The organism is Bacillus sp. ABP14 (assembly GCF_001831375.1).
Classification (GTDB): domain Bacteria; phylum Bacillota; class Bacilli; order Bacillales; family Bacillaceae_G; genus Bacillus_A; species Bacillus_A paranthracis.
Genome location: NZ_CP017016.1, coordinates 4428273 through 4454065, shown reverse-complemented (window position 1 = coordinate 4454065; position 25793 = coordinate 4428273). Strand labels below are relative to the sequence as shown.

The following is a 25793-nucleotide window of genomic DNA, read 5'->3' as shown; positions in this document are numbered from 1 at the left end:
AACGGAATTAAATTAAAAGCGGGAGAGATGTTGTATGCCATCAGTAGAAAGCTTTGAATTAGATCATACGATTGTAAAGGCACCTTATGTAAGACATTGCGGAGTTCACAATGTAGGTAGTGACGGTATTGTAAATAAATTTGATATTCGTTTTTGCCAACCGAATAAACAAGCGATGAAACCAGATGTTATTCATACGTTAGAACATTTATTAGCATTTAATTTACGTAAATATATTGATCGTTATCCGCATTTCGATATTATCGATATTTCACCAATGGGCTGCCAAACAGGATACTACCTTGTAGTAAGCGGAACACCGACAGTTCGAGAAATTATTGATTTATTAGAATTAACATTAAAAGATGCGGTTCAAATTACAGAAATTCCAGCTGCAAATGAAACGCAATGTGGTCAAGCGAAGCTTCACGATTTAGAAGGAGCAAAACGCTTAATGAACTTCTGGTTAAGCCAAGATAAAGATGAACTTGAGAAAGTATTTGGATAGAAAGAAAAACTGCCTGTGAAAGGGCAGTTTTTTTGTAGTACGATGATAAATGAAATGATATCAACGATTTTTCGAATATATCGACCGTAACTTGAAATATATCAACGATTTTTTTAATATATCGACGTTTCGACACTGGATATCGACTTACCAAAAAAAGTTGACAAAAAATCATCCCTATTTTATTGCGTGCTTGTAAATGCGAAATTGCTCAAGATTTCATTCTATACGTAGCGAAGGTAGTTTGATATGAGAACGAAGAGCATAAGAATAGAAACGAAAAAAAACGGAATGCTCATGGATTTTCGTCCGGATATAAATTCGTTAATTCCGACAAGAATAAAGAAACAACTGAGAATAAATTGTACGTATGGGAGAAGTGAGAAATGATCGGTAATCTGGATATAAGTGCAAAGAAAGAGTATGAGAAGCGTGGAAAGTCCTAAAACAATCCGTAAACCAATTAGCATGTAATTCCCCCTTAAATAGATTATTTATCGGAATATTTCTGAGAAGCTAAGAAATAAAGCACCAGCTCCAGCTATGAAAGCAAATATACCACTAGATTTTCTGTCTTGTTTTATTTCTCCTAGTCCTATAGTGAAAGCCATTAATCCTAAGAAAATGAACATGTAAGGCATCATTTCTCTATTATCAGTAAAATATCCATATATTGTTATGCACAATGCAATGAGTGCAAAAGTAATCTGTAATCCTTTTAGCATATATATTCCCCCTGTTATTTTATATAGCTACTGATGAAAACAATCCAAATGAAAGCTCCAGCAACAATACAAATAACTCCTGTTCCGGAATCCTTTTTCTTTATTTGTTCAATAGCAATGAGAAACATTAAAGCTCCTAATAGAAATTGTGAAAGGGGGAGAAAGGTATTTTGCCCCGTATAGAGTCCGATTGCTGACATAATAATTACAGTGAGCGCGATTCCGATGCGAAGTATACGAAACATATTATGAATTCTCCTTATTATTTTTTGTATAAGGATTATCTTCTAGTTTATCGACGGAATGTTTATAAGCGTAGCCTTTATTAATCGTCATGACGGAGAGTACTAATATGACTAGGACGATTATAATACCGATAATTAATATTTTAAACATGGAACCCCTCCTTTTCTTTATTTTACATAATTTTGTAATTGATGAAAACAATAGAAATAAAAAGGATGAAAGAAGGGTGTTACATGGAGCAGAAAAAAACATATTATATATCAATAGCAAACGGTCAAATTTCACAAGTGAAGACAGCGGATACGTATAATTTTGAGATTTCCGCAAATGAAGAGGAAATTACGGAGTTAAGAGAGTACTTTGATCAAGCGTATGTAGAGGATTTAGGTTCATTTGTACGCTCCCACGTTCCATTTGTTGAGTATCATCATGATTCAAATAATGACCGATATGATGAACAACTACAAAAAGCATATAAAATGATTTACGATTTAGGAAATCATGAGACGAAAGAATTAGTCGCACAAATGGGAATAATCAATGGATTATAATTGGATAATATTATGCAGAAAAGCGAGAATATGCTACAATTTGTGGTAGGAAAAACTTGTAACCATCAATAGGGGAGTAATGGCATGTACAAATTTAAAGATTATTACCACAACACTGTACAATTATCGTTTGAACGTTATCCATTTTCTCCTGAGCCAAAGCATGTTTGGGTTGTATGCCGGTACGGGGATCAATGGTTATTAACGCATCATTTACGTCGCGGTCTTGAATTTCCAGGTGGTAAAGTAGAACTCGGGGAAACACCGGAAGAAGCGGCAGTTCGAGAGGTTCATGAAGAAACCGGTGGCATAGTTTCTGATTTAACTTACTTAGGACAATATAAAGTATCTGGAAAAGACAAAATAATCATTAAAAACATTTATTTTGCAACAATTAGTGCGGTAGAAGAACATACGCATTACGAAGAAACGAAAGGATCTGTTTTATTAACAGACATTCCTGACAACATTAAAACGGATAGAAAATTTAGCTTTATAATGCGCGACGATGTATTGGCGCGTACGATGAAACATATAGAAGAAATCGGCTGTTTTACGAAGTAAAGTGGCCGGTTTCTTTTTTTGTGTGTAAAAATGTAAATATATCTTTACATTATTTTGGGTATATTATACAATTTTTGTAAAGATATATTTACATTTTAGGAGGGGGAAGATGGATAAAAGAAAAGAAACGATTGTTACTATTTCGATGGTTAAATTAAATGTCTATGCATTTCTTATAATATTTGTTTTGGCATTTGGAATTAGTTTTTTGCATGCATTTCTTTCAGGCGGGGTTCAATTTGACTTTACATTGCCTGTTATGTTTCTTTTAATTATTGGAATGATTGTTCTTGTTTGTATTCATGAAGCGATACATTTAATAGGATTTCGTTATATCGGAGGCGTTCCGTGGATTGAGTTAAAATGGGGTGTCAATTGGAAATTGGGTGTTGCATATGCTCATTCTAAACAGGCGATTACAGTAAAGCAAATGAAGAAGGTGTTAATGCTTCCGTTTTTACCGACTGGAATTTTGCCAATTGTAATTGGGTTAGCTACGAATATGCCATTAATCTCATTTTTAGGAATTCTACTAACAGCAGGTTGCATGGGTGACATTGCCTTATATCAAAAAGTTTCAAAGTTTCCAGATGATGCGCTAGTTAAAGATCATCCGAGTAAACCGCAGTTTACAGTATATGAATCATAAGGGAAGAGGAGGCGTCGGGGAAACGAAGCCTCCTTTTACTATTGTCTTGTTTTTGTCTCTATCTCTAAAAACGAAAGCACCTCCAACAAATCATCCACCACACGCGAATGCTCAAAATCACCCCAAAATGAATCTCTTTTCCAAACACCAAGAATCCCTACTTGTTCAGAACCCAGTACATCATTTTCAGGATGATCCCCAACGTAAAGACATTCTTCCGCCTTCACATCTAGCTTTTTTAAAGCTCTTTCGAAAATTTCAGGATGCGGTTTTTTAATTCCTTCCGCTTCTGAAACGAGAATTGTATTTGTATACGTATGTATGTTTAGTGCGCGAAGATTATTTATCTGAAAGTCAGTAAAGCCGTTTGTAATAATACCAATTTTAATATTTTGTTGTGTTAAACGTCGAAGTAATTCATGCATGTTTTGGAAAGGGATACAATGATGTTGAAAATTTGTAATGTAGTCGTGCAGCAGTTGCTCTTGCGTTAAAGTAGTAATGTTGTATTCGGAAAGGAGAGTAGCATATACTTTATCCTTCCACGTATAGCCATTATTATCTAGTTCGAGAAATCGAGAACAATACTCGGATTTTTCTATGTTTATTAAATGAGAGGTAAAGCGATTATATTGATCATGAATAAATTGTTCTAAAGATTGACGACGATCTAATAGTGTTCCATCTAAGTCGAATAGGACTGCCCGAATCATAGGAAACCTCCTTACAATTTTTATAATTTATTATCGCATATTCGTTAAAAAATGATTATGATATTTTTGTAGAATGTATTGATGGAGGAATGTATGAAGAGACTGTATGGCAAGTTAGTAGGGGTTATCGTTGCAATCGGCTTACTAGCAGGATGCGAAAGTTCTATGAAGAGTGTGAAAGAAAAAGAAGTGTGTAAAACAGACGAAGAATGTGTGGAAATAGGAGATAAGAAACTTCAAAAAGTATATGAAAAAATAGATGGATTATCTGAGCTTGAAGCAGTAGAAGATTATGAAATAGAAGAGCATGAAAGTGCGGATATGAAAGAGGCAGAGCAGAAAAAAGAAGATGGTGATGAAAATTATTTCTTTTTAGCTTCTTATTATATTGATGGTGATGAAATTGTAGATCCTTATTTTGAAAAAATAGAACGGAAACGTTTAAATAAAGTATTTGCTGATGATAAAGAAGCGAAAGAAGAGGTGTTACAACAACGTCAAGATAGAGGGTATCATGAAGATTTATGGGATATGTATCGCACGCTTATTCCAGCTAAATATCGCGGGAATATAACAGAATTTGATCTAATAACGGATGGTTATGACGGTGTTGTTGCTCACGTTATGCCTAGTATAGAGAATCCGAAAGAATGGACTCTTAGCTTAGATACGCTTGATTCCGCGGTAAATATTGATGAAGTGATGAAAACATTAATTCATGAGACGGCTCACGTGTTGACGCTCGGGCATAAGCAAATACCAGTAGATGAAAACTATGTAAAGGATTTTGAAGAGGATAAAGATATTTCAACGTACCGAAATAAATGTGGAAATCTTTTCTTACAAGAGGGATGTGCGAAGGAAAACTCTTATATTAATCAATTTTATAATTCTTTCTGGAAGCCTATTGAGCAGGAGTGGACAGAAAAGAAAGTAGAAGAAAGTGAAGAAACGCAAATTGAATTTTTTAAAGAAAAACATGATGAGTTTGTATCACAGTATGGAACGACAAATGTAGCGGAAGATATTGCAGATACGTTTACAGCGTTTATTTTACAAGACTCAAAAAAGGTGAAAGAAGGAACAGAGTTAAAATATAAAAAAATCGCCTTTTTCTATCAATTCCCTGAGCTTGTAAAAATGAGAGCGGAAGTGTTGGCAGGATTATATGATGTTTCGAAAACGATAGAACAACGAAGTGGGAACTAATGCGGGTTATATATGTTAGCTAAGAAAACGTAAAGAATTGTAGTTCTTTACGTTTTTTATGTTTATAAAATTGAAAATTCTGTATTTTTGTTAAAAAGAAGAAGGAACTACCATTATAAAATAGAATTAGTATAAAAATGTCACAATTTAGACACAATTATAATGCGCGTGTTATAGGGACTATAAGTTTACTCTCGAGGAGGTAATGAAACGTATGAAAACGATTCTTGCTGTCGCTGGTCTCATTTGGGTAATGTCTCACGGTTTTCCGATTTTTGAAGGGGAGCAAATTCGTAGTGCATTGGATAAAAAGTTTAATGATTATCATGTAATAGATCGAAAAGATAATGTCGTTACAGTACGTGTGAAAGATTGTTTCCATACAGTTACGGTTGCGGATGGAAATGTTAAAAATGAAACAAAGATGTGTGATAAAAAGTAAAAGAAAGAAGCTGACTATAGTCTATCGCTCTAAGTCAGCTTCTTTTTCGTTTCCCAATTAGAAGTTTTTCAAATGCCTCAACAAACACATACATAAGTGTTGCGAGGACGCATGTGAGTAGTACGCTTAGTAAGACAAGTGTGAAATTAAATACTTGGAATCCGTAGTTAATTAAGTAGCCAAGGCCTTGTTTAGAGACGAGAAGTTCGCCGAATATAACACCGACCCACGATAATCCAACGTTCACTTTTAACGTTGAAATAATGGCTGGGAAAGATGCAGGGAGAACGACTTGTTTATAACATTGCCATTTATTTGCGCCAAATGTGTCCATCACTTTTATATAGTTAGAATCGACTTCTTGAAATGCGCTGTAAATAACGAGAATGGTAATGATGATAGAAATGATTACTCCCATTGCAATTGACGAAGAAATATTTGGGCCGAAGATTACAATGATAATCGGACCAAGTGCTACTTTTGGCATGGCGTTTAGGACGACGAGATATGGATCGAGTACGCGGGCGAGAAGTGGTATCCACCAAAGGAAAGTAGCGATAATGGCTCCGAGTACTGTTCCAAGAATGAAGCCTACTCCCGTTTCAAGTAATGTCGTCCATATGTGGACCAAAAGCGAGCCGTCAAGCCATTTACTAAGGAAGAGGTTCCAAATGCTTGAAGGAGAGCTAAAGAGTAAAGGGTCAATCCATTCCTTTTTGCTAGCTATCTCCCATAGTGCAAAGAAAAGAATGAGCAGTAAAAGCTGTAAAGACCGTGCTAACCATGCGCGCTTGCGTTCTTTCTTCCGAAACTGTTCATGTAGTTGCTTTATATTATCCAAGTCGCTCCAGCTCCTTCCATATATTTTGGAAGAGGGATGGGAAGTCATGGTGGTGGCGTGATTGTAACGGTGATAAGGAACGGATGCTTTCTGGGACGATAAATGTTTTTGCAATTTTTCCAGGATTCGCTTGTAGTAAATAAATACGATCACTCATCGCAATGGCTTCTTCAATATCATGTGTCACGAGTAGTGAAGTTTTCTTATATTTGTGTAGTAAGCTGAAAACGAGATCTTCTAGTTTCAATTTCGTTTGATAATCGAGCGCCGAAAAAGGTTCATCTAGCAATAAAATTTTCGGATTGGTCGCTAACGTTCGAACGAGGGCGGCACGTTGACGCATACCACCGGATAGTTCACGAGGATATTGCTGCTCTACATCATGTAGACCGACTTGCTTTAAAAGCTGTAAAGTATGTTCTTTCGTCTGTTCATCGTAAATGTTTCGGATATGAAGTCCAAGCATAATATTTTCTTCAATTGTCTTCCAAGGGAACAAGTAGTCTTGCTGCAACATATACCCCATAGATGAAGTTTTCGTTGTAACGGGCTCACCATCTAAAAAGACGATACCTTCAATTGGATCAAGTAGTCCAGCAATAATGGAGAGGAGTGTCGTTTTGCCGCAACCACTTGGGCCGAGTATCGAAATGAATTCGCCTTCTTCCACTTGTAAGCTCATATCTTCGAGAATCAATTTGGCATTCTCTTTTGCGAAAAAGCAGTGAGAAACGTTACGTATTTGTAAAAAACTCATACACTTCGCCTCTATTTCTTAATAACGCTTTCGGCAATTTTCGTATTGACGAGCGCTTCATATGGAACTTCTTTTTGTAATTCGCCAGCGTCTTTCATAATCGTTTGGAGCTGTTTCCATTCTTCAGCATCTAATAGCGGATTTGTCGCATAAGAATGTTGCTTTTTATACCGTTCAATTACTTTTACTGTAATGTCTTTTGAAGTGTCTTTAAATAATGGAGAAACGGCATCAGCAATTTCTTCTGGGCTATGAGTATCAACCCATTGTTGTGCTTTATACAGCGCCCGTGTGAATTTTTCAGCAGCAGCTTTATCTTTCTTTAAGAAACTTTCTTTTGCCATGAACGATGTATACGGAACAGTACCAGATTCATTTCCGAACGAAGCGACGATATATCCTTTTCCTTCTTTTTCGAATATACTTGCAGTCGGTTCAAAAAGCTGTACAAATTCTCCCGTACCAGATGCGTAGGCATTTGCAATATTAGCAAATTCGATGTTTTGAATTAAGTTTGTATCTTTGTGAGGGTCAATGCCATTTTTCTTTAAAACGTATTCCCCAACCATTTGCGGCATACCGCCTTTACGCTGTCCTAAAAACGTAACACCTTTTACGTCATTCCAATTAAAAGAGTCTAATTTTTTACGCGAAACTAAAAATGTTCCATCTGTTTGTGTAAGTTGTGCGAAGTTAATGACGGGGTCTTTTGCGCCTTGTTGATGAACGTAAATGGACGTTTCAGAACCGACGAGAGCAATATCAATCCCGCCAGATAATAAGGCAGTCATCGTTTTATCTCCTCCAGCTGTTGTTTGGAGGTCAACATGTAATCCTTCCTCTTTAAAAAATCCTTTTTCAATCCCGACATATAACGGGGCATAGAAGAGAGAGTGGGTAACTTCGCCGACTCGAACATTTTGAGTTTGTTCTTTCGTATCTTCTTTTTTACTACTGCAAGCAACAAGTGTGAAGACAGCTAGTAACATGATACAAAAAACAGCTATTAATTTTTTCACTATATAACACCTCCTAGAAGTCACTCTACAAGCATGATATGTAGGTAAGTGCCCACATGTGAGTGTAGATAGCAGGAATTTTTTTGGGGATAAAGAAGTACAAATATAAGGGGTGATAAAATGGAGTACGAATATGATGATAGCGTACATTTACATCTTGACTATTTCGGAACAGAATGTGATATGGAATCGATTGCTTATAAACGGAAGAATGAAGACGTGTGGGATGTATATTTTAATTTTGGAGCATATGGTCTTCAGAAAGATGGGATTGAGACGGGGAAATTTATGGACGAATATGCTGGTTATTACGTTTTTTCTGTACATGCTCGTGATCTTAGTTGGGAATTTGGAAGTGCTCAATTTGAAGAGTGGGTTTTGAAAAATCATATCGTAGAAAAATCGCTGCAAAAATAAGGAGGAATTTTGTGGTCGATTTTCTCATTTTCTTGTTTATTTTCGTAGTCGGATTTTTTATTATGCAAGTACTCGTTTACCGATTTGCAAAGAAAAACATCCAAAAATACACAAAAATAAAATGGCTTCATATGTGGCTAGAGATGAATATGAAAAAGGGTCCGAGATTAGATTTTTTTGATTTTGTAGTTATTGTACTCGTATGTATCGTATGGAAAATATGGCTGTTTCCTTTTATATAATACACATGCTAATGATTTTTTCTTTTATCATAAAATAACGAAAAGAACCTGTCTTGTGGCAGGATTTTTTCGTTATAGTAATAGTTGTAAAAAACTTGCATTTATAAGTAAAATAGTGAGTAGTATTGTGAAAGATATTTTGACAAATATAGAAACACATACATACGGAATTAAAGTGTGATTACAGAATGGATAAATTGGCTGTTTGCAAAGTGTGGGGTAATAAGAAAGAGGTCGTCCACCGTGGGACGACCTCTTTCTTATTATGCTTGGTTCGTGCGGAAGAATGGAAGCTTCTGCGCAATGTGAATTAATCCGTATGCAAGAATTAAGCACATAAGGGGATTAATGAAAAATCCATAGCGGTTAATTGCTAAGAATAAGTTTGAGAAGATAATGTAAATAATAGAACTTGCTACTAGCATCATAACGCGTTTATGTTTAAATGAATTTAGCATGAAGCAGAAGCTGCTTAAGAATGTACCGATGATAAACACTCTATGACATAGTTGCATAAAGTTGTGAATACGGTATTGGTCTACAGCAGGAGCTGTTTTGAATAATTCAATTGTTTTACCGACAGTGAACCAAGAGAACCAATAAGTGAAGTCCGTCTTAAAGCCGTTCTTGATTAATTCTTTTGCGTATGCCCCTTTGTCATCTAAGCCTTTGGCTCTCATTTCATTTACTATATTTTCATATCCAATTTTATTAAATGGATCAGCACCCGCAATTAGTGGATCAGCACCTTGGGTTGAGAATAAAATAAATTGGTTGAGTGCTAAATAGTTACGAACAACCCATGCACCAATAATAAAGAAAGGTCCGATAAACCATAACAATCCGATTCGAATGGAGTCTTTAAATCCATATGTAAATAATACAACAAGAACAGGAATGAGCATCATTGGAGCTGGATTTGGACGGAACATAAGTAAAATTGAAACGACAATTCCAAACCATATATGGAATTTCACTTTATTGTATTTCCATGCGAGAACAAATACATATACACATAACGCTAATAAGAATATGGATGGAACTTCTGTTAGCAATGTACGGAAGTATGTATAGTTACTTGGATAAATAGCATATAAAATACTTGCAACAATTCCATAAATGTTTTTTTCGAACAATTCTTTTCCTATTAAGAATACTAATAGCACTGTGCATAGGTTCATAATCATGTTAATAACAGTTGCTACGTAATAGTAAGGAATTGATGTAATATCAGAAATAATCATAGCGCCAGCTAATAGTAATGGCTGACCTGGTGTGATATATGCATTTTTCCCTGGAACTTCACTAGGTTCTAAATACACATAACCAAATACACCATGTTTTAATAGTTGTTCAGCTGTTAACGAATAGTTAAAGGCATCATTTGCACCATATGTTACTTTGACTAACTCTCCATCTAATCCTGGCTGTTTTACTAAACAAAAAACGTGCAACAGGAAAGAAAGCGCCAAAATTGCATATACCGCTTTAGGCAAACTCTTAAACTTAGTAAGCAAAAATGAGCAACTCCTTTTTTATTAATTCTTTCGTATTTTCATGTGAAATCTTTAATAGTATTAAGGATTTCCAAAACATAGTTATTATATCATAAAGTGGAATGCTGAAATTAAGTTTTTCAAGAATGAGTAATTTGTATGCCATAATTTAAATGTTTATTAAGGGAATATTAAGACAATACATTTATGATAGAAGCAAGTATGCAGACGAAATATGTCATATATGTTATTTTAATAGAAATAGTTCTTTCGATGCGGGGGAAATTAAGACATAGAAACGAGGGAATGAATTGAAGTATGGTTCTACACTTTTTGATCTTCCAAAAAGAAATATATTAATTTCTAGCATTATAAGTAGTATGGTGACTTTATTAGTAATAACTATGCTGTTTATGCTTTTAAAGGTTTTTAATTTAGACATAATGAAAGCTCATTTAAATCAAAATCTTGTTTTAATTGTTATGATGATTTTCATATGGGGCATAACATTTTATATTTCACATTTTAATAAAAAAGAGATGTCTACACTTAGGGCATCCCTACGAGTGCATTTTGTATTATTTTTACTAGCTCATACAGTAGCGTTATTTTATATTGTCATGCAAGTTAATATGAGTTTTATAGAGGCAATGAATTGGATTTACTTGTATAACATGCAGTTTATATTAAGTTTTGTAGCAATTTATGCAATATACATTCTTGTTTATAATTTAATAGGCAAGGTTTTTCTAAGTATGATTTTAACGAGCTGTACGTTAGTCATTTTAGGTATTGTGAATTATTTAAAGCTTATTTTTAGAGGTGATCCGCTGTATCCTTCTGATTTCACACAAATTATGCATATGCAATCTGTTATACCGATGGTGATGGACTATTTTAGCTGGAGTTATATTTTTGTCATTATCTTAAGTATCGTGGCTTGTATTGTAGCAGGGATATATATGAGAAGGTATATTCAAAATGTAAAGACTCATCTAGGAATAAGAGCCTTATTAGTAGTAGGGTCTATTTTTGTTCTATATGCGTACGGTAATTTTGCGAACACATTTATGAATAAAGTATTTCAAAAATCAGGTGTAGATTTTGTTTTGTGGGATCAAAATGAGAACTATGCTTCAAATGGTTTTGTACTTGGGTTTATTAGCAATTTAGATACAACAGTTATGGAAAAACCAAAAAATTATTCTAAAGAAAATATGCTTCAAATAGCAAACGATATAAAAAAACAATATAGTGGAAATATAGGGAGCCAAAAGAAAAAAGAGAAACCGAATATTATTTTTGTAATGAGTGAATCGTTTTGGGATCCGACGAAAGCAACTAACCTTTCTTTTAGTGAAGATCCTGTACCAAATTTACATCATTATATAGAAAACTTTCCTGGTGGACAAACTATTTCTCCTACATTTGGGGGAAATACGGCGAACGTTGAATTTGAGGCATTAACGAGTTATTCAATGAGTTTGTTAAAGCCAGGTTCTATACCATATCAGCAGGTTATTACAAATAAGAAAGAAATTCCATCAATCCCTACGGCGTTGAAAAAAGAAGGGTATTACACAAGTGCAATTCATTCATTTGGTCGCACATTCTTTAAACGTGATGATGTATATAAGGTGTTAGGATTTGATAAGTTTAATGCAGCTGATACGATGGAAAATGTAGATATTGATGGAGATTATATTAGTGATTTAGCGATGAGTAAAGAGATAATTGCCGAGTTAGAGAAGCAAAAACAACCTACATTTATTCATGCAGTTACGATGCAAAATCATTTTCCATTTACAGAAGGCCGATTTGGTAAAAACCTAATAGAAATTAGCGGTCTAGAAAATGAAGAATCAAAGGGAGAATTAGAAACGTATACAGAAGGTTTAAGACGTTCAGATGAGGCCCTTCAATATTTAATAGAGCAACTAGATAATTTAGATAGACCTACATTATTAGTATTCTTTGGAGATCATCTTCCATCATTAGGAACAAATAAATCTTTTTATAAAGAGAATGGGTATATAACGAATGAAAAAACACCGAGCGAACGTTTAGCGATGGCCCAAACGCCGCTATTAATGTACGCAAACTTTGATATGCCAAATGATAATTTAGGTGTAGTAAGTCCAATTTATTTTTCTAATCTTATTTTTGATTATGCAGGATTAAATAAATCTTTATTTTATCAATTTTTATCGGCATTTTACAAGGAAATACCGGTGCTTAGAGATGAATTAAAAATTGATAAAAATGGAGAAGTAATCAATGATTTAACAAAGGAACAAAAAGAAATGTTAGAGCAATATAAAATGCTCCAATATGATTTACTCGTCGGAAATCAATATAGCAAAGATATCCTCTTTAAGTAAAAGAAACAAAAAGAACTTGTATAACGATACAAGTTCTTTTTTATAGTATTTAACGGGGTAACCAGACAAGCTGGGTTTAGGGAGTATTACCTGTACATTTAGTATAAATGAAAATGTAATCGTTTTATCAGTTGATTTGTGAGAAGTGTGTGAATTTTAACGTTTTTGAAAACTACGTTCCTATCGATACGATTTGGCATAGGTTTTTATGAATGCAAAAACTTTATAAGTTCTTCGTTTAATTCATCCGCTTGATCGATTGGGGAGCCGTGACCACTATTGGTGAGAGGATGTAACTGAGAATTTTTAATCCGCTTTTGCGTAAGTTCAGCGCTTTTGTATGGGATAAGTTGATCGTGAATACCGTGGAATATTTTTGTTGGCACGTTAATTTTACTTAAATCTTTCGTTACATCTTCATTTGCAGCTGCTTGCAATATTTTGATGAGGGCATAGGAAGCAGACTGCATACCGAGATAAGAAAACCATTCTAACGTAGCGGATCCTAAGTTTCTATTAAAAAATGATAAAGATACATCATTTAAAAATTTAGGGAGATTGGCATACATTTGATTAATGAGAGTATCTGCTTGTTCTTTTGGGACACCATAGGGAGATTCTTGATTTTTAACGAAAGAGGGGGAAACGGCATCGACTAATACAAGTTTAGAAATACGCTGACCATTATAGCGAGACATGTACCGAATAGAAAGGGCACCGCCTACTGAGAAACCGACTAATGTAGCATTTTCGACTTGAAGTGCTTCTAAAACGATGGCGATATCGTCTGCTAAACGATCGTATGTGTAACCAGTCCATGGTTTATCAGATTGTCCATTTCCGCGTATATCCATAGCGATGCAGCGGAAACCGTGCTGTGGTAACACGTTGAGCTGATATTGGTACATTTGATGATTTAAAGGCCAGCCATGGACGAAGAACACGGTTTTACTACCGGGACCGGGGTTAACATCTTGCACAAAAATGTGCACATCTTTCTCGACGGTAACAAACATGAATGAGCCTCCTATTCATACGCCAGGAGCGTAGAATTTCGTTCTATTAAGACACTAAGCTTTCCTTCATTCTTACGTGTGATTGTAGTTACTTATCCCTCATCCATTCTCCGTAAACGCCCGATTGGTGAGGGGGGGAAGTTTTCCTTCATTTTTTGCCGCTTATATAAAATCTCTCCCACATAATATACGTATTATTGTTTATAATTTTTATGATTGCATATCGTCTGAAAATATCACGATTTTGGGATGATTTTCCTCAAATGTTCGATTTATCTTTGTTTGTATAAGAAAATCATTTATTATAATAAATGGTATTCTTAGAGATATTATGTTGAAGGGGTGTTGAAGTGAAAGAAAGTTTTCTATCATATAAAGAAGAAGAAAGGAATGCCAAAATCTTTTTGTGGGTGCTATACGTCATTGTTGTTTCATACCAAATTTTCTATGCAATCGTATTAGAAAATAAATCACTAACGGATAAGGGACATAGCATACTATGGCAAGTTATTTGCGGAACTGCAATACTCGGTGTAAATGTATATTTAATAAAAAAAGAGAAAGTGAATTTTGTGAAATATGCATGTGTATTTGCATACATAGGAATAGAAATTGCTAACATATTTTCGTATATGCTTTATAATGAGGCGGCATTTGATGGGGGAAATATAATAGAAATTATTTTCATCTTCTTTGTACCTATATTTTTAAATAAAAAATATTTTGTGTTTTTACTTTCAACTATTGTAGGGAAATATGTAATTTACTTATTTGTATTAAAAGAAGTAAAAGGATTTATGTTCCTCATTATGTATACACTCGTATTAATAGCAGCATACATCATTTTAAATCGATTTATACAATACCTTTCAGCGGTAAAGGAAAGTATTAAGATTGCTAGTGAATCACAAAAATTAGCAGTAATCGGAAAGATGGCAGCGACAGTGGGACATGAAATTAAAAATCCACTTGCTTCATTGAAAGGGTTTACGCAATTACAACGAGAGAAGCATGAAGAGGACCCTATTTATAAACAGATGATTTTTGAAATAGAAAATATGAATAATATGATAAGTGAATTGATGGAAGTTGCTACATGTAAACCCTCTATTTATAAAAAACATAATATAGGTGAAATTGCATTACAAGCAGTAGCAATTCTTCGAGAAAAAATGAATGAATCTACTGTCCAGCTTATGTCTAATATCGAAGAAAAGATAATAGAAGTTGAATGTGATGAGCGAAAAATAAGAGGAGTCTTTCTATATGTCATAAAAAATGCTCTGGAGGCAATGGAGCAAGGTGGCACATTAGAGTTACGATTAGAAAATAAAGGACAAGATTATGTAATATTAAGTGTAATCGATAATGGTTACGGTATTAAGAAAGAAAATTTGGCTCGTGTTACAGAAGCTTTTTATACAACAAAACAGGATAAAATTGGTTTGGGACTTACGGTAGCAGATCGAATTGTCAACGAACACCTTGGTACGTTACATATTTCAAGTGAAAGAGATAAGGGAACGAGAATAGATATTATTCTTCCAAAAAAGTGTGGAAATAATGAAATACAAGTGGGAGAAAAGCTAGGAGTTACCATATGAATAAAGACGATATATTTAAAAATGAAGAAATGAAGGCGCTGAAAATATATTTAAGTTTATTTTTCATTATATTTTTTGTATACGATCTTGCCTACGAATTTGTTGTACCTTTAATAGGAGGAGAGCAAGAAGGAGTAGGACAATTTGAAGATGGTTTAGGTTTATGGCTTTATTTTCTGATGGTGGTTTTATTTTGCATTGGAATATACTTTATGAAATGGAAAAATCCATTTGCAGTAAAGTATATTATTCTAATTGGGTATAATCTATTAGATTTTATCCATAATATTATGATTTACTACGGTAGTGATGCTGAGTTTGATGGTGGAAATATAGTAGAAGGATTTTTTATTTTATTTGCCCCACTTTTTGTGAATAAAAGATATTTTTGGTTAGTTCCGAGCATACTTGTTGGAAAATATGCTCTTATAGGAATCATGATTCACTCATCACTCGTTTTAATCCCGATGGCATTATATAGCGTATTTACTATCATATGTTGGATTATGTTTGTAAGGTTCCAATCTTACGTTCGTACGCTTGAGATGATGAATAAAGAAATACAACAAACAGAAAAGTTAGCAACTGTTGGGAAAATGGCTACAGTTATTGGTTCCAAAATTAAAAGACCTTTAGCTAATTTAGATAAATTTGTAAATAAGCAAGCGGTTAAATATCCAGAGGATAAAATATATAGTGATATTATGAAACAAGAAGTAGAACGAATTCATACAATCGCTACAGAACTTAGTGGATTTGAGAAATCTAAATCAATAGAATCAGAAGTTCATAATATAGAAGAAATTATCGCTTATGTTATTCGAGTTATGGGGAAGCCTGCTTTAAATCAAGGTGTGCACATACAAGGTATTTATAGTAAAGACATACCATCGATTACATGCGATGAAAAACGATTAAAACAAGTGTTTTTTAATTTAATTAAAAATGCGATTGAAGCAATGTCAGTTGGCGGAACGATTACGATTAAAGTGACTGTAGAAGATGCAATCATTGTTCAAGTTAAGGATGAAGGTTGCGGCATTCCAAAAGACAAAATTCCGAAGCTAAATGAAGCCTTTTACACAACGAAAGAAACGGGAACAGGTTTAGGCTTAGTAGTTACAGAAAAAATTATTAAAGACCACAACGGTAAAATGAGTTTTGAAAGTGAAGTTGGGGTTGGAACGACAGTGAAGGTTATGTTGCCGATACAATAAAAAATATTTTTTAAAGGGAAATTACTTACGTGAAAGTGATTTCCCTTTTTTGTGAATAGAGATTCGAAAGTGTTTGCACTATTAGTACAGTATACATAATATAAATTCCGAAATATGGATATTTATGAAATGATAGTATATAATGAGCTTGTCTATTATTTGTTTTAATTCATTTGTATTTCTATTTGTTAGCCTCAATTATTGGGGCTTTTTTTGTTAAATAAATTACTTTTAAGAGGGAACTAAATATTGGTGATTAGAAAAACAGAATATACAGCACTGGCAGTAATTCCAGGAGTAATATAAAGGGATATAGCATCTCCTATCGAAATAGGGTTTCCGGTTGTAATGCTAGTCCAAGTTACAGTAGCGGGACCTACTGCTGGAGTAGGGTAAAATACTTAAAGTTGCCCCGATCCAGTAATTTTGTCAGTAGTAGACTACTTATTTTGAAAATGTAGTATTTAATGAGATGAGAAAATCATCTGTTTTCTTAATAAAATAATCTGGTTGTACAGTAAATGTAGCAGATTGATAGTTTGGTAACCATTGTACGCCAATCGTTCGTACATCTGCCTGTTTTCCAGCAAGTATGTCAGCATCACTATCCCCAATAAAAATTGCTTCGTTTGCATTTACATGTAATGTATTTAATACAAGAAGAATACCTTCAGGATCAGGTTTTGGCTTCATTACATCATCTCCAGCTACTATGCAATCGAAGAAAGAAACTAGTCCTAATGCTTTTAGAGAAATGTCCAGGCTTCTTCTTGCTTTTCCAGTTACGATAGCTAACTGAAACCCTTGTTTTTTTAAATGTATTAAAAGGTCTACTATTTCATGATTTCGCTCTACGTAATCATGATGCTTTTCTTCATAACATTCATAGTATCTTTCAACTGCTACTTCTTTTTCTTCAGAGAGTAAGTTCTCATGAATAATACCAATTTCACTTGGGCCAAACATAGAAAGAATCTCTGCTTCAGTAATTTCTTTATTATCAAATTGCCAAAAAACGTTTTGAAACGAGTAATAACATAAAGGTAAAGTATCAGCTAGTGTGCCATCAAAATCAAAAATAATTGTACGTAGCATTTTCTCACTCCTGTTTTAAGTTATTTTAAGGTTTATTTAAGGATTTATGTTGTGATATACTTAAAATAACTTAAAAGTACTTAAAAGTAAATAAAAATGGGTGAGAGTATGAATCAAGAGGAACGTTTAATAAAAATAATGGAGTATTTGAATGAACATAGGACGATGAGTTTGAAGATAATGTGTGAGCTATTTCAAGTCTCCAGAGATACAGCAAGAAGAGATATTGTAAAATTAACAAATGAAACAACAATAGTGCGAACCCATGGTGGTGTAGCTTTATCATCTTTCCACCATAAAATATCGGATTATGTAAATCGTGAGGAAAAAGAAATTGAATATAAGATATCTATTGGAAAGCGAGCTGCTTCTTTTGTAGAAGATAATGAAGTGATTTATCTTGATGTTTCAACAACTGTTAACTGTATGGCTTCATTTTTGACAGCAAGTAACATAACGGTTGTTACAAATTCAATTGATACAGTAAATCATTTAATGGATATGGAGAATGTAAATATTCATATTTTAGGTGGAGAATTAAATAAACACTCACGTTATATGACGGGTTTTTCTGCAATGGAGAAACTAAAAGATTATCATTTTGATAAGGTTTTTATTGGATCACCCGGTCTTACAGAAGATGGTGTCTATTATGCGTATGAGGAAGATATTCATTTTAAGCGTCAAATTGTTAAACAAACAAATGAAGTGTTTTTACTTGCTGATGAGACAAAAATGAATCAACGTCAAAACTTTAAGGCACTGTCATTAGAATCGATAGATACAATTATTACGAATGATGCTATACCTGGCGATTTAGAAAGAGTAGTGAAAGAATATGGAATTGAGCTAATCGTTGGAGTGAAGTAAAGGGGGACGTAAAAATGAAGGGGATTATATTTGATATTGACGGAACGATGTTAGATACGGAAAAAGCAGTTTTATATTCATTACAGAGAACGTTGCGAGATGAAGGGATGAATTATTCATTAGAAAAGCTACATTTTGCATTAGGTATTCCTGGTATGGCTACGTTACAAGAAATTGGTGTGGAAAATATGAAAGCAGTTCATGAGAAATGGATACGTATATGGCAGATTTTAAGAATGAAATTACAGTATTTAAAGGAATTGCGGAAGTGATTGAAATAGTATCTTCATATAAGATTCGAACTGGTATTGTGACTTCAAAAACACGTCAAGAGTTTATCGATGATTTCCAGCCATTTGGATTACATTCATATTTTGAACACTCTATTTGTGTGGAAGATACAATGAAACATAAACCACATCCAGAGCCACTTGTGGCATGTCTAAAAAGATTGAATATAGAGGCACAAGAAGCGATATACATAGGTGACTCAGTATATGACTTACAATGCGCAAAACAAGCGGGAGCAAAATTTGGTTTAGCCTTGTGGGGAGCAAAGACAAGGAAAGGATTTGAAGAGGCTGATTATATTTTTCAAACGCCTCATGAAATTTTAAGTTTAGTAAAAAGAGATAGCCAAATTAGCTATCTCTTTAAAAATTTATAACCACCATTTTTCCTGTGGAACTAAAGTAACATCCACTTCAAAATTCTCTTTAAACCAATCATACATCAATGTTTCTTTCACTTACTACATACATTGTGTATTGTTCGTAATTTTCTGTATATATTTTTAAAGAAAAATGGTGGTACAATATATGAAGGATACGAGAAGAGAGGATGAAGATTAGAGTATGTACGTTACTGTAACAGAAGCAGCATATAAAAAGATTATGGATACGATTCCAAATGAAGCGAAATATATAAAGTTATTTTACGATAATGAAGGTTGCGGTTGTGTAATGAGCGGAATTATCGATTTAGTAGCTGTAGCAGAAAAAGATGAGCGCGATGTGGATATCGAATCTAGCACAATGAATTTTATCGCAGATCGCACAAAGCTTGTATTTATGGATGATAAATTAACAGTTGATTGGCATGAAGGTGGAGGGACGTTTCAGCTGAAGAGCCCGAGCCAGTTTTATAATCCAAATATGAAGTTACACGTTCGAGTGTAGTAAAAAAAGGTGGTTCCAAAACGTATTTTGGAACCACCTTTTTTATTGTATAAGTCGCTATTCTTGTCGTTTTTTGTTGATAAGTCGATATATTTAAAAAATCGCTGATATAATTCGAGTTGCGCCGATATATTTTGAAAATCGCCGATATAATCAGAGTTGCGCTGATATATTCAGAAAATCGCTGATATAGTTTCATGTACAAAACAATGCACACCCCTCCATACAATAAAAAGATTTTTTCACATAATGAAATGTACATATGATTGAATTTTCTGTATAATTGTTTTTGCGGAGGGGATACGCATGAGAAGATGGGGAATTGAGTTATTAATTTTAGCAGTCGTTATTATTTGGGGGATTAATTTTACGATTGCGAAATATGGACTTTTAGAATTTACAGCAATTGAGTTTACTGCACTTCGGATGATATCGGCGGCACCGCTTATGTTACTCCTTACATTTTTTATTGAAAAGTCGGTTTATATGGAGAGAAAAGATATACCTAGATTAATCATCGTTAGCGTTGTAGGTATTGTACTGTATCAAACGTTATTTATGGAAACTGTTAAATATACATCCGCTACAAATGCCTCTTTACTCATTTCTATTTCACCTATTTTTACAACTGTATTTGCGATTTTCTTAAAACAAGAAAAGTTTTCTTCTCGAAAGCTCATCGGTTCTATCATTGCTTTTGGTGGGGCAACTTTAGTTTTAGTAGCAGGGCATTCACTGGCTAGTTCTTTTTATGGGAATGGGATTGGACTCATTACATCAATATGCTGGGGGCTTTATCCTGTTTTAGCTGGTCCATTAATTAAAAAATATTCAGCATTACGTGTTACCGCATGGTCAGCATTAGTTGGCGCGATTCCGCTCTTATTATTAAGTGGACCACATGTATTTACAATGCCATTTCACATTACACATGGAATGACCCTATTTGCTTTACTATATTCTATTTTCTTTGTAACAGTATTTGGCTTAGTGATGTGGTATGTAGGCGTTCAAAAAATTGGGGCGTCACATACGATGGTCTATATGTATATAACGCCGCTTGTAGCCGTTTTATTTGCAGCTGTATGGGCAAATGAATATGTATCGTTTCAACAAATAATCGGTGGAATTATTATTTTCTTCGGTTTATGGTTTGTGAAATCGGAGAAAGTAAAAGTGCATTCTACTGCAGGGGAACCTATATCAAAATAGGAAAACAGATCACCTATGATCTGCTTTCCTATTTTTTTATTTTTGGTAAGAAGATGAGAAATAAGATAGCAGTAATAAGAGGAATTAAGTTTAAAAATGGAATACGGAAGAGTGTGATAAGAATAATACCCGGAAGAAGGACACCGAGGACAGCGTAGAAAATACTATGGTTTTTCGTGTACCAATACAATGAAAGTCCAATAAGTGCAGGGATAATGAGGTGAATGAGAGCCATTAAAAAATAAATCATTAGACGCCCCCTTTATTTGTGTACTTATTACATCATATCCGTATGTTCATAGATTGATATCAATTTTTTCATAAATGGACGAAAAATGTTTGAAAAAACGTCACAAATTATGAAAATATGATGTTTAAAATCTTGTATAATATTATTTTCTAAAAACATTTAAACAACATAAACATACCGTTTATGTTGTTTTTTATTTGAGTGAAATGGGTTTAAGTAGTATGAACTTGAAAGAAGTCTTTTGTTGGATAGATAAAAATTACTGAAGAAGAGGAGAACAGCATGATTAGTATGTCGTTAAGGTCGTTTAAAATTCAATCGTATTATATACTAGGTTTTCTTTTGCTAGGCTGGATGGTAACACCGTTTTCAGCACATTTTTTAGGTGCAGGAATTGGACTTATTGTAAGTATGTATTGCGTGTGGCTTTTAGGGAGACGAATTGAGAAGCTTGGAGATAGTATCGTAAAGAAAACGAAAGCACCGACGCTCGGTATGTTTAATCGTTTTGCGGCTGCTATTTTGGGAGCTATTATTATGTACGAAATTGAGCACCATATGGTGATGTGGGCATTTGCAGTAGGGATTATGGGCGGTTATTTCTTAATTGTTGTGAATTTAGGATACTATAGTATGAAAGATGAGAAAGAATTAACGAAGAGCTAAAAAGCCTCTTTTTAGATGGAATAGAGGCTCCAGCGATGAATAGTACAACAGGAAGCGAAACGTTGCATAAAATAAAGGTTTTTGCTTCCAATAAGTTAACATGAAATTACGTATTAGTATGACTTTTAGGTTCTTTAAAAAAGTTGGATATAATACAAAAAACTATTCCAGTAATTAGAATAATATATTTTATCGTTTCACTTGTATGCTCAAATAAACTAACGTTAAGCATTACAAGTCCCCAAAACATTTGGATCGCTCCATAACTGAATAAAATTTTTCCTGTACGAGAAAAGTTTTTCATAGGTTCCGCTCCTTCCTATATATGTAAATTATATCATAGGAAACTAAAAATAAATAACTATAAAGTGAAATTTCTGTAAGTTAACAAACGAAGTCACAGATGAAGAGATTAATGTTTCACTTTATATAAGATATAGAAAGAAGCTTACGTAAAAAACGTAAGCTTCTTTTTTATGTAAGTGTGTGTAACCGTTAAGCCGCATTGGGTTTTGTCGGTGAGTACGCGGAACTTTACGGTTACACGACACTTATTCATATGAGTAAAGGGTTATTCCAACAGAAAGTTTGCACTTAAGCGATTGGACCGCCTAAGTTAATAATATCTTCAGAAACGCTATCGAACTTTTTGAAGTTCGCTTTGAATTCATTTGCAAGTTCGATTGCTTTTGCTTTGTAAGCAGCTTTATCAGCCCAAGTTTGTTCAGGCATTAACACTTCGTCAGGTACACCTGGTACGTGAAGTGGAACTTCAAGACCGAAGATGTCATGTTTAGCTGTTTCAGTTTTCGCAAGTTCACCGTTTAATGCTGCTTGAATCATTGCACGAGTGTAACCTAAGTTCATACGTTTACCAACGCCGTATTCGCCACCAGTCCAGCCAGTGTTTACTAAGAATACTTTTGCATCGTGTTTCTCGATTTTTTCACCAAGCATTTCAGCATAGCGAGATGCATCAAGTGGTAAGAATGGTGAACCGAAGCAAGTTGAGAATGTTGCTTGCGGTGATGTAACGCCGCGCTCTGTTCCTGCTAGTTTACTAGTGTAACCACTTAAGAAATGGTACATAGCTTGTTCTTTTGATAACTTGCTGATTGGAGGCAATACGCCAGATGCATCAGCAGTTAAGAAAATGATTGTATTTGGGTGTCCAGCAACACTTGGCAGTACGATATTGTCAATCGCATGCATAGGGTATGCAGCACGAGTATTTTCTGTTAAAGTAGTATCGTTATAGTCTGCGATACGCGTTTGGTCATTAATGATAACGTTTTCTAAAACGGATCCAAATGTGATTGCATCAAAAATTTGTGGTTCTTTCTCGTGAGAAAGGTTTACACATTTCGCGTAGCAACCGCCTTCAATATTGAATACACCATTATCAGACCAACCGTGCTCATCATCACCGATTAATTTACGGTTTGGATCAGCAGATAATGTTGTTTTACCTGTTCCAGATAAACCGAAGAATAGTGCTACATCGCCTTCTTCACCTACGTTTGCAGAGCAATGCATAGAAAGGATATCTTGTTCAGGTAATAAGAAGTTCATAATAGAGAAGATTGATTTTTTCATTTCTCCAGCGTATTCTGTACCACCAATTAGTACGATACGTTTTTCGAATGAAACCATAATGAATGCTTCAGAGTTTGTACCGTCAACAGCTGGATCAGCTTTGAAATTCGGTGCAGAAACAATTGTGAACTCTGATTCATGAGTTGTTAATTCTTCTTCAGTTGGACGAATGAATAGTTGATGTACAAATAAATTGTGCCATGCATATTCATTAATAACTTGAATTGGTAGGCGGTAATTGCGGTCAGCGCCTGCAAATCCTTTGAAGACGAATAACTCTTCTTTCTCTTTTAAGTATTCTAAAACTTTCGTATATAATTTATTAAAATGTTCTTCAGAAATCGGTTGGTTCACTGCTCCCCAAGCAATTTTGTCAGCAACCGATGCTTCTTTCACAATAAATTTATCTTTAGGAGAACGTCCTGTATATTTTCCAGTTGAAGCAGAAACGGCACCAGTCGAAGTTAATTTCCCTTCATTTCGCATTAATACTTTTTCCACTAATTGCGGAACACTTAGTTGAATCTGTGCATTGCTTCCGTTCAATAATTCGTGTAAACCAATTTGGACATTCACAGTACTCATATTTATATACCATCCTTTTCATTTAATGAAATATTTCTCGTAATCCCCAACAAGAGTATAACACAATTATATAAATAATGTATACTATTTATTTCTTTTTGTTTGTGTGAATGCATTATTTCCTTATTAATATTTTATTTCAGGCGCACTGAGAAAAACTTTCAGGAAAATGTGAATATTAATTGACAAATGAATATCATTTCTTTAGTATAGGTTGGGACGGATACTCTCTTATCCCGAGCTGGCGGAGGGACAGGCCCGATGAAGCCCAGCAACCTCACTTGTATTGGTAAACACAAGTGAATAGGTGCTAAAACCTGTGCGAGGCTACAGGTCTCGAACGATAAGAGCGAAGGGCAAAAAGCAGTATGCAAGTAGCAAATTAAACCTTTCCTCTCTATTATGTAGGAAAGGTTTTTCTGTATGCTTGTGTGGGAGAATAAATGTATGTCGCAATCTGTGGCAAATTAAGGATGAGTTCCGTACAATATATACAATTACTGTAGGGAGGTTTACCACATGACAAAAAAACGTCATCTGTTCACATCTGAGTCTGTAACTGAAGGACATCCAGATAAAATTTGTGACCAAATTTCTGATTCAATTTTAGATGCGATCTTATCAAAAGACGCAAATGCACGTGTAGCTTGTGAAACAACTGTAACAACTGGTTTAGTATTGGTAGCGGGGGAAATTACGACTTCTACTTACGTAGATATTCCAAAAATCGTTCGTGAAACAATTCAAGGCATTGGTTACACACGCGCAAAATACGGATTCGATGCAGAAACTTGTGCAGTTTTAACATCTATCGATGAGCAATCTGCTGACATCGCTATGGGTGTTGACCAAGCGCTAGAAGCACGCGAAGGTCAAATGACTGACGCTGAGATTGAGGCAATTGGTGCAGGAGACCAAGGTTTAATGTTTGGTTTCGCATGTAATGAAACACAAGAGTTAATGCCACTTCCAATCTCGCTTGCTCACAAATTAGCTCGCCGTTTAACTGAAGTACGTAAAGATGATACATTATCATACCTACGTCCGGATGGAAAAACGCAAGTTACAGTTGAGTATGATGAAAATGGTAAACCAGTACGTGTTGATACTATCGTAATTTCTACACAACATCACCCAGATGTTACATGGGAAGAAATCGATCGCGACTTAAAAGAGCACGTAATTAAAGCTGTAGTACCAGCAGAATTAATCGATGGAGAAACAAAATTCTTCATTAACCCAACTGGCCGCTTCGTAATTGGTGGACCACAAGGTGATGCTGGTTTAACAGGACGTAAAATCATCGTTGATACTTACGGTGGATACGCTCGCCACGGTGGCGGTGCATTCTCTGGTAAAGATGCAACGAAAGTTGACCGTTCAGCAGCATATGCAGCTCGTTATGTTGCGAAAAACATCGTAGCAGCTGGTCTTGCTGAGAAAGCAGAAGTACAACTTGCATACGCAATCGGTGTAGCGCAACCAGTATCAATTTCAGTTGATACATTCGGCACTGGTAAAGTATCTGAAGACGTATTAGTAGAACTAGTTCGTAACAACTTCGATCTTCGCCCAGCTGGTATTATTAAAATGCTAGACTTACGTCGCCCAATTTACAAACAAACAGCAGCTTACGGCCACTTCGGACGTACTGATGTAGATCTAACATGGGAACGTACAGACAAAGCTGCAGCTTTAAAAGAGCAAGCTGGTCTATAATATATGAAAAAAAGCTTTGCGCAGT

At 34.6% G+C, this 25793-nt stretch carries 29 protein-coding genes, 3 pseudogenes and 1 riboswitch; of the genes and pseudogenes, 18 read left to right on the top strand and 14 right to left on the bottom strand.

Features of this window, described 5'->3' with window-relative positions:
• Window positions 1–34: 34 nt before the first annotated feature.
• The gene (gene luxS / locus BGI23_RS23260) at window positions 35–508 is read left to right on the top strand and encodes an S-ribosylhomocysteine lyase LuxS (RefSeq protein ID WP_001141369.1); all 474 of its coding nucleotides are present in this window, start codon (window positions 35–37) and stop codon (window positions 506–508) included.
• Between the two features lie 494 nt (window positions 509–1002).
• On the opposite strand, the gene BGI23_RS23255 is transcribed toward luxS, so the two are convergent.
• Genes BGI23_RS23255 through ytzI form a run of 3 tightly spaced genes read right to left on the bottom strand, consistent with a single transcriptional unit; the run spans window position 1003 to window position 1629 of the window.
• Window positions 1003–1233, bottom strand: coding sequence for a YczI family protein (locus BGI23_RS23255; protein ID WP_000911963.1), 231 nt, complete (start codon window positions 1231–1233; stop codon window positions 1003–1005).
• 14 nt (window positions 1234–1247) lie between these two features.
• Window positions 1248–1478, bottom strand: coding sequence for a DUF3953 domain-containing protein (locus tag BGI23_RS23250; protein WP_000488457.1), 231 nt, complete (start codon window positions 1476–1478; stop codon window positions 1248–1250).
• A 1-nt stretch (window position 1479) separates the two neighbouring features.
• Entirely contained in the window at window positions 1480–1629 is a 150-nt protein-coding gene (gene ytzI / locus BGI23_RS23245; protein ID WP_000472798.1) for a YtzI protein, read from the bottom strand.
• A gap of 83 nt (window positions 1630–1712) precedes the next feature.
• On the opposite strand from ytzI, the gene BGI23_RS23240 reads away from it, so the two are divergent.
• The 3 genes from BGI23_RS23240 to BGI23_RS23230 all read left to right on the top strand — a co-directional run bounded on the left by BGI23_RS23240 (window position 1713) and on the right by BGI23_RS23230 (window position 3243).
• Window positions 1713–2030, top strand: a complete 318-nt coding sequence (locus tag BGI23_RS23240; RefSeq protein WP_000435819.1) for a hypothetical protein — start codon at window positions 1713–1715, stop codon at window positions 2028–2030.
• A gap of 84 nt (window positions 2031–2114) precedes the next feature.
• The gene (gene mutTA, locus BGI23_RS23235; protein WP_000276386.1) at window positions 2115–2594 is read left to right on the top strand and encodes an antimutator 8-oxo-(dGTP/GTP)ase; all 480 of its coding nucleotides are present in this window, start codon (window positions 2115–2117) and stop codon (window positions 2592–2594) included.
• 109 nt (window positions 2595–2703) lie between these two features.
• A complete protein-coding gene (locus tag BGI23_RS23230) occupies window positions 2704–3243 on the top strand; it encodes a DUF3267 domain-containing protein (RefSeq protein ID WP_070807026.1) in 540 nt (179 codons plus the stop codon).
• A gap of 38 nt (window positions 3244–3281) precedes the next feature.
• Here the strand turns inward: BGI23_RS23230 and BGI23_RS23225 are convergent, their stop codons facing one another.
• Window positions 3282–3956, bottom strand: coding sequence for an HAD family hydrolase (locus tag BGI23_RS23225; RefSeq protein WP_000617318.1), 675 nt, complete (start codon window positions 3954–3956; stop codon window positions 3282–3284).
• Between the two features lie 93 nt (window positions 3957–4049).
• Between BGI23_RS23225 and BGI23_RS23220 the strand changes: the two genes are divergently transcribed.
• Together BGI23_RS23220 and BGI23_RS23215 are read left to right on the top strand one after the other, a co-directional pair.
• A complete protein-coding gene (locus tag BGI23_RS23220) occupies window positions 4050–5165 on the top strand; it encodes a hypothetical protein (RefSeq protein ID WP_044793594.1) in 1116 nt (371 codons plus the stop codon).
• 214 nt (window positions 5166–5379) lie between these two features.
• The gene (locus BGI23_RS23215; RefSeq protein WP_000849109.1) at window positions 5380–5607 is read left to right on the top strand and encodes a hypothetical protein; all 228 of its coding nucleotides are present in this window, start codon (window positions 5380–5382) and stop codon (window positions 5605–5607) included.
• Between the two features lie 34 nt (window positions 5608–5641).
• Here the strand turns inward: BGI23_RS23215 and BGI23_RS23210 are convergent, their stop codons facing one another.
• Genes BGI23_RS23210 through BGI23_RS23200 form a run of 3 tightly spaced genes read right to left on the bottom strand, consistent with a single transcriptional unit; the run spans window position 5642 to window position 8224 of the window.
• Window positions 5642–6448 (bottom strand): ABC transporter permease, encoded by an 807-nt coding sequence (locus BGI23_RS23210; protein ID WP_070807025.1) that lies wholly within the window; start codon window positions 6446–6448, stop codon window positions 5642–5644.
• Window positions 6441–7205, bottom strand: a complete 765-nt coding sequence (locus BGI23_RS23205; RefSeq protein WP_070807024.1) for an ABC transporter ATP-binding protein — start codon at window positions 7203–7205, stop codon at window positions 6441–6443. The genes BGI23_RS23210 and BGI23_RS23205 overlap by 8 nt, the downstream gene beginning before the upstream one ends.
• A gap of 11 nt (window positions 7206–7216) precedes the next feature.
• Entirely contained in the window at window positions 7217–8224 is a 1008-nt protein-coding gene (locus tag BGI23_RS23200; protein WP_070807023.1) for an ABC transporter substrate-binding protein, read from the bottom strand.
• Window positions 8225–8344: 120 nt separating this feature from the next.
• On the opposite strand from BGI23_RS23200, the gene BGI23_RS23195 reads away from it, so the two are divergent.
• From BGI23_RS23195 to BGI23_RS28805, 3 genes and pseudogenes are all read left to right on the top strand, one after another.
• The gene (locus BGI23_RS23195) at window positions 8345–8641 is read left to right on the top strand and encodes a DUF3986 family protein (protein ID WP_000455572.1); all 297 of its coding nucleotides are present in this window, start codon (window positions 8345–8347) and stop codon (window positions 8639–8641) included.
• Window positions 8642–8652: 11 nt separating this feature from the next.
• The gene (locus BGI23_RS23190; RefSeq protein ID WP_000227435.1) at window positions 8653–8883 is read left to right on the top strand and encodes a hypothetical protein; all 231 of its coding nucleotides are present in this window, start codon (window positions 8653–8655) and stop codon (window positions 8881–8883) included.
• Window positions 8884–8989: 106 nt separating this feature from the next.
• Window positions 8990–9064 (top strand): annotated as a pseudogene (locus BGI23_RS28805) (DUF2196 domain-containing protein); the annotation flags it as partial.
• 82 nt (window positions 9065–9146) lie between these two features.
• Here the strand turns inward: BGI23_RS28805 and BGI23_RS23185 are convergent.
• Complete coding sequence (locus tag BGI23_RS23185) at window positions 9147–10400, bottom strand: glycosyltransferase family 39 protein (protein WP_044793590.1); 1254 nt, start codon at window positions 10398–10400, stop codon at window positions 9147–9149.
• A gap of 290 nt (window positions 10401–10690) precedes the next feature.
• On the opposite strand from BGI23_RS23185, the gene BGI23_RS23180 reads away from it, so the two are divergent.
• Window positions 10691–12760 (top strand): LTA synthase family protein, encoded by a 2070-nt coding sequence (locus BGI23_RS23180; protein WP_070807022.1) that lies wholly within the window; start codon window positions 10691–10693, stop codon window positions 12758–12760.
• 206 nt (window positions 12761–12966) lie between these two features.
• Here the strand turns inward: BGI23_RS23180 and BGI23_RS23175 are convergent, their stop codons facing one another.
• Window positions 12967–13776 carry an alpha/beta fold hydrolase gene (locus BGI23_RS23175; RefSeq protein ID WP_044793588.1) on the bottom strand — a complete coding sequence of 270 codons (810 nt, stop codon included), beginning with the start codon at window positions 13774–13776 and terminating at the stop codon, window positions 12967–12969.
• Between the two features lie 350 nt (window positions 13777–14126).
• On the opposite strand from BGI23_RS23175, the gene BGI23_RS23170 reads away from it, so the two are divergent.
• Both BGI23_RS23170 and BGI23_RS23165 read left to right on the top strand, forming a co-directional pair.
• Complete coding sequence (locus BGI23_RS23170) at window positions 14127–15380, top strand: ATP-binding protein (protein ID WP_070807021.1); 1254 nt, start codon at window positions 14127–14129, stop codon at window positions 15378–15380.
• Window positions 15377–16597: an ATP-binding protein gene (locus tag BGI23_RS23165; RefSeq protein WP_070807020.1), complete on the top strand. Its 1221-nt coding sequence runs from the start codon at window positions 15377–15379 to the stop codon at window positions 16595–16597. Before BGI23_RS23170 ends, BGI23_RS23165 begins: the two co-directional genes overlap by 4 nt.
• A gap of 242 nt (window positions 16598–16839) precedes the next feature.
• Here BGI23_RS23165 and BGI23_RS28800 read toward each other — a convergent pair.
• Both BGI23_RS28800 and BGI23_RS23160 read right to left on the bottom strand, forming a co-directional pair.
• Window positions 16840–17016 (bottom strand): annotated as a pseudogene (locus tag BGI23_RS28800) (collagen-like protein); the annotation flags it as partial.
• Between the two features lie 25 nt (window positions 17017–17041).
• Window positions 17042–17692, bottom strand: coding sequence for an HAD family hydrolase (locus BGI23_RS23160; RefSeq protein ID WP_000946538.1), 651 nt, complete (start codon window positions 17690–17692; stop codon window positions 17042–17044).
• A gap of 108 nt (window positions 17693–17800) precedes the next feature.
• Between BGI23_RS23160 and BGI23_RS23155 the strand changes: the two genes are divergently transcribed.
• The 4 genes and pseudogenes from BGI23_RS23155 to BGI23_RS23140 all read left to right on the top strand — a co-directional run bounded on the left by BGI23_RS23155 (window position 17801) and on the right by BGI23_RS23140 (window position 20952).
• Window positions 17801–18562 (top strand): DeoR/GlpR family DNA-binding transcription regulator, encoded by a 762-nt coding sequence (locus BGI23_RS23155; protein ID WP_048551248.1) that lies wholly within the window; start codon window positions 17801–17803, stop codon window positions 18560–18562.
• A 14-nt stretch (window positions 18563–18576) separates the two neighbouring features.
• Window positions 18577–19229: pseudogene (locus BGI23_RS23150) on the top strand (HAD family hydrolase).
• A gap of 187 nt (window positions 19230–19416) precedes the next feature.
• Window positions 19417–19740 carry an iron-sulfur cluster biosynthesis family protein gene (locus BGI23_RS23145; RefSeq protein ID WP_000289565.1) on the top strand — a complete coding sequence of 108 codons (324 nt, stop codon included), beginning with the start codon at window positions 19417–19419 and terminating at the stop codon, window positions 19738–19740.
• Between the two features lie 306 nt (window positions 19741–20046).
• Window positions 20047–20952, top strand: coding sequence for a DMT family transporter (locus BGI23_RS23140; RefSeq protein WP_070807019.1), 906 nt, complete (start codon window positions 20047–20049; stop codon window positions 20950–20952).
• 28 nt (window positions 20953–20980) lie between these two features.
• Here the strand turns inward: BGI23_RS23140 and BGI23_RS23135 are convergent, their stop codons facing one another.
• Window positions 20981–21202: a hypothetical protein gene (locus BGI23_RS23135; protein WP_000639042.1), complete on the bottom strand. Its 222-nt coding sequence runs from the start codon at window positions 21200–21202 to the stop codon at window positions 20981–20983.
• Between the two features lie 282 nt (window positions 21203–21484).
• Here BGI23_RS23135 and BGI23_RS23130 point away from each other — a divergent pair, with 282 nt between their 5' ends.
• Window positions 21485–21868: an ATP synthase subunit I gene (locus BGI23_RS23130; RefSeq protein WP_000624921.1), complete on the top strand. Its 384-nt coding sequence runs from the start codon at window positions 21485–21487 to the stop codon at window positions 21866–21868.
• Window positions 21869–21974: 106 nt separating this feature from the next.
• Here BGI23_RS23130 and BGI23_RS23125 read toward each other — a convergent pair whose 3' ends face one another.
• Both BGI23_RS23125 and pckA read right to left on the bottom strand, forming a co-directional pair.
• Window positions 21975–22172 (bottom strand): hypothetical protein, encoded by a 198-nt coding sequence (locus tag BGI23_RS23125; RefSeq protein WP_000788121.1) that lies wholly within the window; start codon window positions 22170–22172, stop codon window positions 21975–21977.
• Between the two features lie 290 nt (window positions 22173–22462).
• The gene (gene pckA, locus BGI23_RS23120; RefSeq protein ID WP_000108802.1) at window positions 22463–24049 is read right to left on the bottom strand and encodes a phosphoenolpyruvate carboxykinase (ATP); all 1587 of its coding nucleotides are present in this window, start codon (window positions 24047–24049) and stop codon (window positions 22463–22465) included.
• Between the two features lie 228 nt (window positions 24050–24277).
• A riboswitch (SAM riboswitch) is annotated at window positions 24278–24399 on the top strand.
• A 169-nt stretch (window positions 24400–24568) separates the two neighbouring features.
• Here pckA and metK point away from each other — a divergent pair.
• Complete coding sequence (gene metK, locus BGI23_RS23115) at window positions 24569–25768, top strand: methionine adenosyltransferase (protein ID WP_070807018.1); 1200 nt, start codon at window positions 24569–24571, stop codon at window positions 25766–25768.
• Window positions 25769–25793: the final 25 nt, after the last annotated feature.